Source organism: Erwinia sp. STN24, from assembly GCF_041320675.1.
Taxonomy (GTDB): Bacteria; Pseudomonadota; Gammaproteobacteria; order Enterobacterales; family Enterobacteriaceae; genus Erwinia; species Erwinia aeris.
Genome location: NZ_JBGGPM010000001.1, coordinates 928,648 through 941,308 on the forward strand (window position 1 = coordinate 928,648; position 12,661 = coordinate 941,308).

Annotated in this window: 10 protein-coding genes; 1 reads left to right on the forward strand and 9 read right to left on the reverse strand. The window is 52.9% G+C overall.

What is annotated here, in order from left to right; all coding sequences use genetic code 11:
- Positions 1-124 precede the first annotated feature (124 nt).
- The 6 genes from ACA373_RS04380 to ACA373_RS04405 form a co-directional block, all read right to left on the reverse strand.
- Positions 125-2,500: a putative mucin/carbohydrate-binding domain-containing protein gene (locus tag ACA373_RS04380; RefSeq protein WP_370734067.1), complete on the reverse strand. Its 2,376-nt coding sequence runs from the start codon at positions 2,498-2,500 to the stop codon at positions 125-127.
- A 423-nt stretch (positions 2,501-2,923) separates the two neighbouring features.
- Positions 2,924-4,504, reverse strand: coding sequence for a methyl-accepting chemotaxis protein (locus ACA373_RS04385; protein ID WP_253454029.1), 1,581 nt, complete (start codon positions 4,502-4,504; stop codon positions 2,924-2,926).
- Between the two features lie 118 nt (positions 4,505-4,622).
- The gene (locus tag ACA373_RS04390; protein WP_253454027.1) at positions 4,623-5,642 is read right to left on the reverse strand and encodes an AI-2E family transporter; all 1,020 of its coding nucleotides are present in this window, start codon (positions 5,640-5,642) and stop codon (positions 4,623-4,625) included.
- Positions 5,643-5,894: 252 nt separating this feature from the next.
- A complete protein-coding gene (locus ACA373_RS04395) occupies positions 5,895-6,230 on the reverse strand; it encodes a helix-turn-helix domain-containing protein (protein WP_301251713.1) in 336 nt (111 codons plus the stop codon).
- Between the two features lie 284 nt (positions 6,231-6,514).
- Entirely contained in the window at positions 6,515-6,997 is a 483-nt protein-coding gene (locus ACA373_RS04400; protein WP_253454025.1) for an Rrf2 family transcriptional regulator, read from the reverse strand.
- A 203-nt stretch (positions 6,998-7,200) separates the two neighbouring features.
- Positions 7,201-8,070 (reverse strand): NAD(P)-dependent oxidoreductase, encoded by an 870-nt coding sequence (locus tag ACA373_RS04405; RefSeq protein ID WP_253454023.1) that lies wholly within the window; start codon positions 8,068-8,070, stop codon positions 7,201-7,203.
- A 342-nt stretch (positions 8,071-8,412) separates the two neighbouring features.
- On the opposite strand from ACA373_RS04405, the gene ACA373_RS04410 reads away from it, so the two are divergent.
- Positions 8,413-9,597, forward strand: a complete 1,185-nt coding sequence (locus tag ACA373_RS04410; RefSeq protein ID WP_301251711.1) for a sugar transporter — start codon at positions 8,413-8,415, stop codon at positions 9,595-9,597.
- 118 nt (positions 9,598-9,715) lie between these two features.
- On the opposite strand, the gene ACA373_RS04415 is transcribed toward ACA373_RS04410, so the two are convergent.
- From ACA373_RS04415 to rhaD, 3 genes are all read right to left on the reverse strand, one after another.
- On the reverse strand, positions 9,716-11,215 hold the full coding sequence (locus tag ACA373_RS04415; protein ID WP_301251709.1) for a hypothetical protein: 1,500 nt from the start codon (positions 11,213-11,215) through the stop codon (positions 9,716-9,718).
- A gap of 296 nt (positions 11,216-11,511) precedes the next feature.
- Positions 11,512-11,826 carry an L-rhamnose mutarotase gene (rhaM, locus tag ACA373_RS04420; RefSeq protein ID WP_253454018.1) on the reverse strand — a complete coding sequence of 105 codons (315 nt, stop codon included), beginning with the start codon at positions 11,824-11,826 and terminating at the stop codon, positions 11,512-11,514.
- Entirely contained in the window at positions 11,816-12,658 is an 843-nt protein-coding gene (gene rhaD, locus ACA373_RS04425; RefSeq protein WP_301251707.1) for a rhamnulose-1-phosphate aldolase, read from the reverse strand. Before rhaD ends, rhaM begins: the two co-directional genes overlap by 11 nt.
- Positions 12,659-12,661 lie beyond the last annotated feature (3 nt).

Here is a 12,661-nt window from a genome sequence, read left to right on the forward strand (position 1 = left end):
GTTGAACCGCTGGTTACTTTCAATAAAGGTAAAAAACGCAGAGTACCCTTCCCATGTGCTCTGCGTTGCCATTTAACAGCAGCCCGAAATGAATACTTTTCAGGCTGCCTGACTCAGACCTGGGTTAGATCTCTGTCCATGGACGGCCGTCGCCGTCTGCCGCCCCGGTCGTGCTCTCCAGGCCGGGTTCGGTGCCCTGCCCAATCCACCATTTAGCCAGATAGTTTCGTCCTTTGTGCGTCACCCTGTCGCCTCCGACGTATATGCGACCGGCTTCCCAAAGCGGATAAAGCGGCGGAGCCGGCGCCACCGGTTCTTCAGGCACTTCAGGCACTTCAGGCACTTCAGGCACTTCAGGCACTTCAGGCACTTCAGGCACTTCAGGATGCTCCGTCAGCTCGTTATGCATAGAAAGATAAATATAATATTTTGCAAACAGGATATCACGCAGCGGACGGCTCAAAGCCATGACGGCCAGCCAGAGATCGTCTTTAGCCGCCGCATAATCCGCGCCCACAACCGCATGGTTAGCGGCAATCGCCAGCGAAGCGCTTTCCAGTCTCTCGGCCAGATCCGTTTCTGGGTTGTTGTTTAATTTTTCATTTTTCAGGCCGCTGGCCGTAATAACAAAATGATTGGTTTCGCCAGTAGCATCGATTATGCCGGATACGGCGGGCGACAAACGTAAACGAGAAGGTTCACGATGGTAGATTTCAATCCGATCCCCGTAAGAGAAAGCGATTTCGTCGTGAGCAATAAGGCGATCGTTGCCCAGAAAAGTTCTTTTATAGATTTCTCTGTTGCTGCCGTCGCGGATCGTAATCTGAGCATAGGTTTGATCCGGGAAATAAACGTGCGGACTGTTTCCACCCGCATTAATGCTGAGCAGGCCTTTGCTGTGGTCCAGCTCGACGCTGGCAAAGCTGGCATCGCCCAGCCCCAGCAGGTTAAATACCTGATTAAGTAACGGTGAGGCTATTTTACGCTGGTAATGAATAACCTGCGCTGACTGCCCGGTTTTAACTTTCAGATAGCCTGGCTGCACAGCATACTTTTGGCTTTTACCGGTGGGTAAATGCAGCGTGTAAACGCCAACAGGCAGATCCTCAAGCAGCACTTCCTGCCGGTTAATTTTTACCTGCCGTACGACCGTTGCGCCGTCAAGCAGCGTCAGGGTTTCATTTTCAATCTGACGGAAGTCATCGATATCCAGTTTCAGGCTGACGCTGCCGGTCAGACCGGTTATTTTCAGTTGCTGAACATCCACCAGCGCCAGCGGACTACGCAAATTCAGCTGCTGCTGCAACGCCGCCAGCCGTCCCTCTTCTACCAGCTGATTTAACGGATAAACCGCCTTACCCTGGCAAAACAGATTATTGTCGCGCTGCTGGCGAGTGAGTGGCGCGCCAACCAGCTGCATAAAAGGCGTAACGTCAATTTTGGCGCCCGCTTCGGCAAAGCTGACAGAAAGCATATCCAGCAGCGAATGTTCTTCAGCAATAAAGCCGTCGCGGTTACTGAGCAGACGGTACTGCTGATTAAAGTGGGTAAAGGCTTCCATGCCCGCCTTGTTGACCATCTGCATCATAAAGTAGAGTTTCGAGCGCAGATCCCACTGATTCACTGGCGTGCCGTTACGCACAAAATCATTAATAACTTTTTCCACCGCAGCCTGTCTGCCGTAGTCGTACAGCCAGCCTTCCTGATATTGCCTGTCGCCCATCGTAAGATGCTGGTAGCAGGCACAGTGAATATTGTTCCAGACCTCGCGCACGTCGATAAATCTGTCCGACATGAATTTGCCTTCATAACCATGGGCAATTTCGTGCAGGCAGCCCCAGCCGGGCTCTTTGCTGAACAGCCAGAAGTCGCTAACGGTCGGGCTGGTTTCGGCGGTCCAGCGATCGCTGTAATAAGCCGCGCCCGGGCCGCTTTTGTCCGCCTTGATAAAGTAGCGGTTGCGGATATTCCTATCGGTAATAACAGGCGTCTGGAAAGAAAGGCCAAGCAGCGTGTTATAAAAATTAAAGATATTGCTGTAGCCTTCGATTAAACGGTCGATGCTATTTTGCGCGTGGAGCGTACGCAGTTTTTGTTTATCGACTGCCGGAATTAAAATATTCACAAACTCGCTGCTGATTAATGCAAACTCAGCGTTCTGGCTGTCCCAGAGCTGAAAGAAAGCGCTTTCGCTGCCGCCTTGCTCATAGACAGGCAGCGTGTTAGCCCTGTCGTCATATTCATATTCCACAACGGCAGCGGAAAGATCGTAAGGGGTATCAATAAAAGGCACAGAGGCCGCGCCGGCACTCAACGTCACCCAGGCGGAGCCAAAGCTGACAGAAGCTTCAGTTTGATCATCATTATTCAGTAAACGCAGCGTCAATGAGCCGTTATTGGGCGATAGCTGGCGGACTTTGATCGCCTGCCCTGCAAACAGGATAATTCCCAGATGCTGACGGTCATGATTAATTCCCTTACTCAGACCGGCCGCATCCATCCATACCGGCCTTTCCAGGGAATATATGTTTTTACTTTACTCAGGGTTGCCATGATTATTTTCTCTTCAAGGTTTATGTCCAAAGAAAGATATCAGGCAAGCGTTATCGCCAGGCAGCAATTATTGATAACAGGTCAGCATTAAATGAAGGAGGCGGCTATATATTTAACTAATGAAAGGGTAAACGCCATGAAAAAAAGAATAGAAAAATATAATTACCCCGCTGGCTTAACAATAAAAGGTCACGTTCTTAACCCTGTCGCTAAATAATTTATTTTTTTAATAGTGAAATAATGGTTATTTAACAGGGTACTCTGTGGCAAAAATAGCAGAACGAAAAGGTACGTTGGGCAGGTCTTCCGCCTATTAATTTAATAAAGAGAGAATGCGACAGCAGCCGGGCCGCCGTCGCGTTTCTGTGTCCTATACAATAGCGGAAAGCTTAAACACGCTGACGCTACGCAGCAGATTTTCAGCCTGCTGCTGCAGGGACTGCGCCGCTACGGTCGATTCCTGCGACAATGAGGCGTTCTGCTGAGTGGCATCATCCATTTGCGTTACCGCGAGGTTAACCTGATCGATACCGACGCTTTGCTCATTACTTGCCAGCGAGATCTCTGCCACCAGCGAGCTGACGCGGTGCACGTTTTCCACAATATTTTCCATCGCCTGACCCGCGCGTTCGACCAGCGCGTTACCCGTATTGATACGGCTGACCGAGCTGTCAATTAAGGTTTTAATATCCCTGGCGGCAGCGGCAGAACGTTGCGACAGCGCCCGCACTTCAGCGGCCACCACGGCAAAGCCCCGCCCTTCGCTTCCTGCCCTTGCGGCTTCAACGGCGGCGTTCAGCGCCAGAATATTGGTCTGGAAGGCGATGCCATCAATCAGGCTGATAATATTGCTAATTTGGCTGGAAAAATGCTGAATCTCGCCCATCGTATGTACTACTTCCTTCACCACGCTGCCGCCCAGCTGCGCGGCTGACGTGGCATCCTGAGCGATATCGCTGGCATGACGTGCGTTGTCAGCATTTTTTCTGACTACGGATGTTAACTGCTCCATCGAGGCCGCCGTTTCTTCCAGCGCGCTGGCCTGTGCCTCATTACGACCGGAGAGATCCTGACTGCCCAGGGCAATCTGTGACGAAGCCGAGGCGATAGTTTCCGTGCCGTCACGCACGTCGGAAACGATACGCGTAAGATTGGTGTTCATCTCTTTCAGCGCGGCCATGAGTGAGGCCGTTTCATCACGGCCTTTCACCACGATTTGCGTCTGCAGATCGCCGGCCGCCACCGTCTGGGCGATTTTTACTGCCTGCGCCAGCGGCTGGGTGATGCTGCGTACCAGCCACCAGGTAATGATGCAGCCGGTCAACAGCGCTAACAGCATCGACAAGGCCAGGATCAGTCTGGTGTGCTGATAACTTTGCTGATTAGCAGCGGCGATCTGCTTATGTAGGCTTTGCGTGTGCGTCAGCACGTTGGCTACCACTTCGTCGATCATTTTTGTCGGCAGACGATCGACGCCGGTGACCAGACGATCGACGCGCTGCGCGCTGTCGGCATCACCCTGCTGGTAAGCCTGTAGCGCGCTGAGATAGCGCTCTTGCAGCTCGCCATGAAGCTTACGCGTCTCCCGCGCTTCACGGTTATCCATGCCTACCGTCGGCATCGTTTCGATCAGCGTGGCAAGCAGCTGCTGAGTCTTGTCGCCCTGTTCAATAAAAGCCGTCCTGTACTTAGCAAAAGCCTCCGGACTCTGGCCGCCGCGCAGCAGCGTATTTTTCCACTCCTGTACCTGAATCTTAAACTGCACTTGTGCATTTCGCGCGGTGTCGATAACCCGCTCAATCTGCATTTCCTGCTGCATGATCTGACTGCTTTGCTCAAGCGCGTTTTCGTTGATAGCGAGGCCGCGCAGGCCGATAAATAGCGTGGCGCAAAGCAATACTGCGGCCAGCAGGCCTAAACGCACGCCGATCTTATAATTAGAGAGTTTCATTTGATGCCCTGGTAGATGAAGCGGAAGCAATTTTCCGGTTCTTCAGGAGAAGTTATCGGCAGAAGAATAAAGAAGCTTTATAGCGGAGACTGGCCCCGAACGGGGCCAGTAAAGCAGCTTAAATCAGGCGGGCGTGGCGCAGTTCGCTTTTCAGATAGGCGTAAAACACCGGCGCGGCAACCACGCCCGCCAGGCCAAAGGCGGATTCAAACACCAGCATCGCCAGCAGGATTTCCCAGGTTTTGGCGTTGATACGGGTGCCAAAGATACGGGCATTGATGAAGTATTCCAGCTTGTGCACCAGAATCAGGAAAATCAGCGCGATCAGCGCTGCCTGCAAAGAGATGGAAAGCCCAATCAAAACAATAACCGTGTTGGAGATCAGATTGCCGATAACCGGCAGCATTCCGGCAATAAAGGTCAGGACGATAACGGTTTTGGCAAACGGAAAGTGCAGCCCGAACAGCGGCAGCACGCCGAACAGAAAGCCGCAGGTCAGCAGCGTGTTGACCAGCGAGACTTTGATTTGTGCGAAAACCACATCGTGAAAAGAAGCCGCAAGCAGCGTCAGACGTTTTAGCATTGCCTGAGTTAGTGGCGCGTTGCTGGTATCGCTGCCGCTGATGCGCAGCGAGATAATCGCGCCCAGCAGCATTCCGATAAGCATAGTGGCAAAGGTGTGCGCGGCGGTACGGCCCAGCGTTTGCACCACAACCAGATGCTCGCGCAGCCAGGCCATAACCTGATGCTGCAGTTCATCGATATCTGCGGGCAGATAGCGCGTGACCACCGGCGACAGCGTATCCTGCGCATCTTCAAGCAGCTTGCTGGCGGCGGCATGGAAAGCCGCCGGACTGTGGAAGTCGTGCAGCAGAAAGCCAATCAGTTTGGTGATACCGCCCGCCAGCGCTAACAGCACCACCACGGTAAGAAAGAAAATGGTGATCCAACGCGCCAGCGGCCCTTTGACCAGCCTCTCTATCCAGGGCGTCAGCGCCAGAATGGTTTCGTAAACGATAAATCCGGCCAGAAAACACGGCAGCAGGCGTAAAGGAAAAATCATCAGCAGCGCGATAAAGACCAGCAGATAGCTGGCGGCTTCGCAAAGCTGGCGTTTGGTGAGGTTCCGTATCTCCATAGGGATTCCTGTCTGTCTGAAGTCAAAAAGCATTACAATTCAGACAGTATACAATCCTCCGCGTTTTTTCAGGCCTGTTTTGATTTGGTCGAACCTATATTTATGCACTGCGGCAGGAGAACGAAACGGAGGCGGGACGGAAAAGTTAGTTTTGCCCTGGTCGAACTGATATTTATGCGATGCGGCGAGGAACGAAACGGAGGCGGAACGGAAAAGTCAAAGCGGGCCGCTACGCCCGCCATTGAAAAGCAATCAGGCGCTGATCTGCACCTGACGACGCCATGCGCCCGGCGACTGGCCGAACTGACGTTTGAAGCTGCGGTTAAAAGATTGCTGGGAATCGAAACCGAATGAAATCGCCACGTCCAGAATAGGCTCGCCGCCTTTAGCCAGGCGCTCGGCGGATTTTTTCAGACGACGCGCGCGGATATATTCGCCTAAAGCATGGCCGGTATGCTGCTTAAACATACGCTGCAGATGCCATTTGGAGTAGCCTGCCCGGCGGGCCACGGTATCCAAATCCATCTTGCCTTCAATATGCGTGTCGATCCACATTACCAGGTCGCTGATAAAATCATCATGGCTCATTGTCTTCCCCTTAGAATTATAACCTGTTTTTGCTGTTGACCTCCGCCGCCGGGCGGGGTAAAAGGTAACTGTCATTAGTGCATTTAGTAACGGTAAAACAGACGCGCGCTTAATGCAAGTATAATTGTTGCATTAAATGCGATCGCGAAGCGGCAAAAAGAGAGCGCACAACAAGCGGCGTAGTGCGTAAAGATTACGGCAGCCGTGGCGGCCCGACAGGATTTAAGACAATAAAAAAGCCGGGCATTGTCAGTGCCCGGCCATATTCAGGGTTATCTTGCCCTTCAGGTTTCAGCATTTTCACGGGTTTTCATCGCCTCGCAGCTGCCTTCGGGATAGCGGCGGTCGCGCTCATAGATTTCCCGTAGCGCGTCGGCAACCGTCCGCTTCGCCAGCACGTTGAGCGACGCCTGCTCGGCCTCGTGAGCCAGCTCTTTAAAGAACCAGCAGGTGTTGGCGCTAACCAGACAACGCGCCGGCACTTCCGGGCGGCCTGCCAGCAGCGGTTTATCCTCCAGCACGGAAGTATAGATATCGCAAAGCGTAATCTCCTCCGCCGGACGCCCCAGCCGGATAGTTCCGGTACGGCCCAGCGTAGAGACGATAATGCCATCGCGGGTCAGCGGCACCATCATTTTACGGACAAAACTGGGGTTGGCCTCAAGGCCCATTGCCAGAATTTTGCTGGTGCTGCGTTTACCTTCCCGCTCCGCCTGGGCTATGCAGAGCACCATTTGTAAAGCTGTAGGAAAACGAATATCAAGCATGTTCAGATCCTTGCTTTTAGCTGTGCCTCACCGTATCGGCGGTGATCTAAAAAAGCATTAAAATCAATCAACTAATAAAGATGATAGTAAATTAATATACCAAATAGTGTTGCACTTTAGAAGAAAGCCGTTAAGCAGTTCCTGCTATTTACGCTATAACCCTGAATAACAGAGGGATTATTCCCTCTGTTTTGACAAGAAAGTTATCTGTTTTCCTGCAAATAGCGATAGATGACCGACAGATCTTTTTCGCCATAGCCTGCATCCACGGCCTGCTGCCACAGTTCGGCGATGGTGGTTAATCCCGGCAGACGGCTTTCTTTTGCCGCCGCCAGCGCCAGGCGAGCATCTTTTAACGCCCAGGTCAGGTGCATTTGCGGTTCATAGCTGCCCTCTTTGATCATGCCCAGTTTCGCTTTGGCATAGGGAACCGCCAGCGGCCCGCCGTCCAGTACGTCCCAGAATTCATCCGGTGTAAAGCCAAACTCTTCCGCCATTTGGGTACTTTCCGCCAGCCCCTGCACCATAGAAATAAGCCAGGCGTTGACCACCAGCTTCATGCGCGACGCCGCGCCCGCCGCCCCCAACCACTTCACGCCTTTTGAGATGGCGGCAAAAACCGGCTCGACGGCCTGCGCTTTCTCCCGGTCGCCGCTGGCCAACACCAGTATTTGCGCGTTTTCTGCAGGTGCTTTAGTGCCCGAAACGGGCGCATCCAGAAAAATCACGTCCGGACGCTTCTCGTGCAGGGTTGCGAGCAGCTTTTCCGTCGCCTCTACGCCAATCGTGCCCATTTGCACCAGGATCGCGCCCTGTTTCAGGCTCGACAGCGTTTTTTGCAGCACTTCCTCGGTGATTTCCGCATTCGCCAACATGCTGATGACCACGTCGGCCTCTTTCACCGCCTGTTCCGGCGTTTCCGCCAGCCTCAGGCCGGCGCTTTGCAAATCTTCACCGCGCGCGCTGGTACGGTTCCAGCCGCTGGTGACAAAGCCGTTTTTCAGCAGGTTCGCGGCAAAAGCGTGCCCCATCGCGCCCAATCCCAATACGGCTACAGCGGAACGTTGATTCATTACAGACTCCTTATCGTAAGCGATAAATAACGGTATTCTCTTTCCAGGGTAGCGCAACCCCGTGCGAAATGCTGATTTTCCCGCAGCGGTTATGTAAGAAGGTGTTCCCTGCCTGGCGCATCCCGTAATTGTGGCTATACTCACCGGTCGACAGATTTTTCGCCGTTAAATCAAGAAACAAGGGTGAAAAGCGGTGAATGACCTTCGCCACGCGCCGATTATGCTGATTTACATAAAAACGGCGTTTTTCAATGTCATCTGTCGCACAAATCAAACACAATATGGACACTTTTCTGTTTTCGCGTAACGCGGAACTCACTTATCAACAAGTCGTTAAACCTGATGCAATCAATAACCGTTTCTCGCAAGACCGCATGGCTACGCGTCATTATGCTGGCCATCGCCGCATTTATTTTTAACACCACCGAGTTCGCGCCGGTTGGCCTGCTTTCCGATATCGCCAGCAGCTTCGCCATGCAGACTGCCCAGGTCGGCCTGATGCTGACGATTTATGCCTGGGTGGTGGCGCTGATGTCGCTGCCGATGATGCTGCTCACGCGGCAAATCGAACGGCGTTTTCTGCTCATTGCCATCTTCCTGCTCTTTATCGCCAGCCATGCGCTTTCGGCGTTCGCGTGGAGCTTCAACGTGCTGGTGGTTTCGCGCATTGGCATCGCGCTGTCACATGCTATTTTCTGGTCAATTACCGCCTCGCTGGCTATTCGCGTGGCGCCAGCCGGCAAGAAAACCCAGGCGCTGAGTATGCTGGCGACCGGTACGGCGCTGGCTATGGTGCTGGGCCTGCCGATTGGCCGCGTCATCGGACAGTATCTTGGCTGGCGTATCACTTTTGGCGTAATCGGCGTGGTGGCGCTGATGACTATGCTAACCCTGGCGAAACTGCTGCCGAAGCTACCAAGCGAACATACCGGCTCGCTAAAAAGCGTGCCGATGCTGTTCCGTCGCCCTGCCCTGGTCTCGCTGTACCTGCTGATCGTGCTGATTGTTACGGCGCACTATACGGCCTATAGCTATATCGAACCCTTTATTCAGGCCGTGGCGCAGATGGGCGGTAATTTCACCACCTTCCTGCTGCTGATTTTCGGCGCGGCGGGCATTATCGGTAGCGTGCTGTTCAGCGCGTTGGGCAACAAGTTTCCGGCGACGTTTCTGCTGGGCGCGATTACGCTGGTGTCGGTCTGTATGCTCGCGCTGTTAATCGCGGCAACGCATACCGTGGCGATCTCGACGCTGTGCGTCATCTGGGGGCTGTCGATGATGATTATCGGCCTGGCGGTTCAGGTCAGAGTTCTGACGCTGGCGCCGGACGCCACCGACGTGGCGATGTCGCTGATGTCAGGCATCTATAATCTGGGCATTGGCGGCGGCGCGCTGCTGGGCAATCAGGTGAGCCTGCATTTGGGCATGGCGCATATCGGCTATGCCGGCGGCGCAATCGGCCTCTTTTCGCTGGCCTGGTGCGCCTGGAGTATGAAACGCTATCCGCAGCTGCGGATTAACGGTTAATCAACATTTCGATTAACCGTCAGCTGTTTCCCTGGCCTGTGCATTTCCTGAACGTCAGATTTGCCCAGGAAAGCGGATTATCTTACCGTCGCCTTCCGTGGACTGAAGCAGGATGGCTTCAGTCCGCAAAGCGTGGCTGGGGGAAAATGGGATCAGGGATCTGCGCGCCACCTCCATCCTCTACCGGGGGAGGTAATTCATTGCCAGGTATTTGCTCACCAGGCGGGGTAAATTCAGGGCGATTCTCCACCATAACAAGGGAAATATCCAGGGTAGGACTGTCATGGCTGGTCACAATAGTCGGCTGAATAAATACTCTGTGCTTTCTGGTTGGAGAAACAAAACTGTAGACGCAGTTTGTGGCTGAGCCGGTTGTGCTATAGGCAGGATCGCGCTGAATCAATGCAGGACCGGATTGCATAACACGGCTGACTTTGATGGAGTTGCCAGCGCCATAATCTGAAAAATAAAGTACCAAATCAATAGCTTCACCATTGCCTTCAACAATGCGAATAAACAGCTCGGGTTCGGCAGGTCGGAATGAGCTAAATGCCAGAGGGATTACCGCTGTTTCACCATCAAGAACAATCCCGTTATCCATCCTCATCGAATTACTGTATTTCCTGCGCAGGATAAACATATTTTTCCCGGTCAGGTTTTTCATACTTACCGTAAGGTAAGTTCTGCTGTCCGTGCGGGTAGAAATACTGGAATAAATATCTTTAGCCGTTGACAACAGGCCAATCAGAGAACTTATAGCAGCAAAGGATTTCGTCTGAACCTGCGTTTTGGCACGGTACTTATGCAGGCATACCCGAAGGAAGTTTCTTATAGCCGCTTCGCTCCATACGCCTGTGCCGGGATTGTCTAACTGTCTGACAGGATCGCCAGAACGTTTTGCAGAGGGAGTGAAGACAAGCGTGGTCGAACCGGTCGCATTGCGTTCGTTAATTGTCGCTGCTCTGACATCGTTATAGGCCATCCCGAAAGAAGGCTCTCTGCTGTTCTCGGTACCCCGATAAGTCATATAGGTCATCACGTTATCGTTGCCACGGGGGTCAAGGCCTGAAGCATAAACAGGTTCCAGCGTTTCATTATTAACGGTGACGTCCCAGATGAATAACTTGCTAAACCTGTGAGAATAAAAATTAATTCTTAACATAGGGATTTCATGGATACTGGGGTAAGACTCCAGGCCGGTGAAATTCACATCTGCGCTAATAACCAGAAAGCTAAGGTGGAAGACGGCATTGCCATTATTGATCCCATAGGCCGTAGGCCGGTAGCTAAACTCAAACTCCCCTTCATCGCCAGGAAAAAGTACGCCAGGCGTACGACTAAAACGTGCTTCACCTTGAGGATTTGCCGATGCCCTGGTGTATTCCGGGCAAAGAATACATAAAGAGTTATTTTTAATCCTGATCTTCTCAACATTTCTTGAAGGCTGTGCCGCCGGGAAGTTGGCAAGTACCGCGCCCGTAGAAAGCCCTGCGGATAGCGTATCGATAATGCCTTGAGCAGCGTTATAATTTAATAAAACAGGATTATTTTTAACATATTCAAATCCATCATCGATATCATGAGCAGCCTCAAGATCGGTTAACGTGTGAAGTTTCATACATAGCCTCTTTGATCAGTACGCCAGAAATAAGGACGCCGCGATCGTATGCCGATGCCTGAAAGTTCACAATTTCAATTAATAACGGAGCGTGCTTAAAAAATGATGGGCTCTTTGTATTTCAAAATATATTCTCAGAACCCGTAATAATCTGTTGATAAACCTATGCTCAGCCATCAGTTCGCTATAAATCTGGTGAATAGCCGCAGGCTTTTAAGTGTGTCATCCAACTCGTAAAAAAAGCCTGATAATAATTATCAGGCTTTTTTAGCATTAACCGGTTAAGTCAGCCGGGCTTATGCCAGGTAGAATACCGGCTTAAGCTCTTCGCTGACCGGGCTGAAATCCGGGTTTGACGGCATCAGTTCACACATCGACCGCCACCAGCGCTGGCACACTTCCGTGCTGGCGACCGCGTTCCAGCGCGCTTCCGATTCGATCTCCACCACCGCAAACAGCAGATGGCGAGACTCGTCCAGAAAGATGCTGTAATGATGCGCGCCGTGCGCTTTCAGCGTCTGCGCCAGTTCTGGCCAGATGGGATTATGCCGCTGCTCGTACTCCTGATGCTTATCAGGATGCACCTGCATCACAAAAGCCTTACGCAACATGCGGATGCCTTGCTTCCAGCGCGGCGCGCCATGGCTGCACATTGAACCGTTCACCCAGCGCGACCAGCTGTTCCGTGGTAATGCTCTGGCGCATTCCGCCCATTGACAGCACTTTTACCACCACCTCGGAAGATTTCTCTGCCGTGTCGATCAGGCCAAAGGTTTCGTCCAGCGTCGGGCCTGCGCCGAAAATGCCGTGGAACGGCCACATCACCAGGCTGTGCGACGCCATCTGCTCCGCGGTTTTTTCGCCGATGCCGTCGGTGCCCGGCACCATCCACGGCACGATGCCCACGCCGTCCGGGAACACCACCAGACATTCGGTGCTGCCTTCCCAGAGCAGGCGGGTAAACAGCGCGGAGTCCAGCTCCACCACATAGCTCAGCGACATAAAGTTAGTGGCATGGCAGTGCATGATGACGCGATCGGCGCCGTTGGTCACTTTCATGCGCACGCTGTGCGACTGGAAATGGGAGGCCAGCTCGGAAGTGGGCAGGCCGCCGTTGCTCAATCCCCAATAAATGCTGTAGGCGCGGCCGTCTTCGCTGACGCGCAGCAGCACCAGGCAGTCCGCCGGATCCAGCTGCACGTTGCGGAAAAATTTGCCGGAGCCGGTGACGATAAACCAGCAGTTTGCCAGTTCCGGTACGGGCTGCGTCAGTTCAACCGTGCGCGGCTCACGGTAGAAATCCTGAGCAAACGGCCGGACTTCTTCATCAAGTAAGCGGTAGCTGACGTTGCCGCCGTTGCGTTCATCCCACCCTTTTAACCACATATCCGTAGTGGCTTTTACCATTCCCTGGACGAACCATGAAGTCAGAATGTGTTGCATGTT